Origin of the sequence: Albidovulum salinarum, assembly GCF_025673475.1 — a bacterium.
Taxonomy (GTDB): domain Bacteria; phylum Pseudomonadota; class Alphaproteobacteria; order Rhodobacterales; family Rhodobacteraceae; genus Albidovulum; species Albidovulum salinarum.
The window spans coordinates 1-623 of sequence record NZ_JAOVQO010000073.1; the positions used below are offsets into that span (position 1 = coordinate 1).

A 623-nucleotide genomic window follows, 5' to 3' on the forward strand; every position below is an offset into this window, starting at 1 on the left:
CTGGTCAGGAAGCACCAGGAGGAGATCGGCATCGAGATGCTCGATTTCAAACAGATGGTCTATGTGCAGGAAAAGGCGCAGTATTTCCCGGTGGACGAGATCCCCGAGGGCGCGACCGTCCTCGACATCTCCGGTACCGAGCTTCGCCGCCGCCTGCGCGAGGGCTTGGAGATCCCCGACTGGTTCTCCTTCCCCGAGGTGGTGCAGGAGCTGCGCCGCACCTCGCCGCCGCGCGCGAAACAGGGCTTCACGGTGTTCTTCACCGGGCTCTCGGGCTCGGGCAAGTCGACGATCGCCAACGCGCTGATGGTCAAGCTGATGGAGATGGGCGGACGTCCGACGACGCTTCTCGACGGCGACGTGGTGCGCAAGCATCTCTCCTCGGAGCTCGGCTTCTCCAAGGAGCACCGCGACCTCAACATCAAGCGCATCGGCTATGTGGCCTCCGAGATCACCAAGAACGGCGGCATCGCGATCTGCGCGCCGATCGCGCCCTACACCGCCACGCGGCGCGCGGTGCGCGAGATGATCGAGGCCTTCGGCGCCTTCATCGAGGTCCATGTCGCGACCTCGCTTGAGGAATGCGAGCGCCGCGACCGCAAGGGGCTCTACAAGCTCGCCCG

At 65.3% G+C, this 623-nt stretch carries 1 protein-coding gene; it reads left to right on the forward strand.

What is annotated here, in order from left to right; all coding sequences use genetic code 11:
- A partial coding sequence (gene cysC / locus OEZ60_RS22180; protein ID WP_263341053.1) for an adenylyl-sulfate kinase occupies nucleotides 1–623 on the forward strand: 623 nt, incomplete at both ends.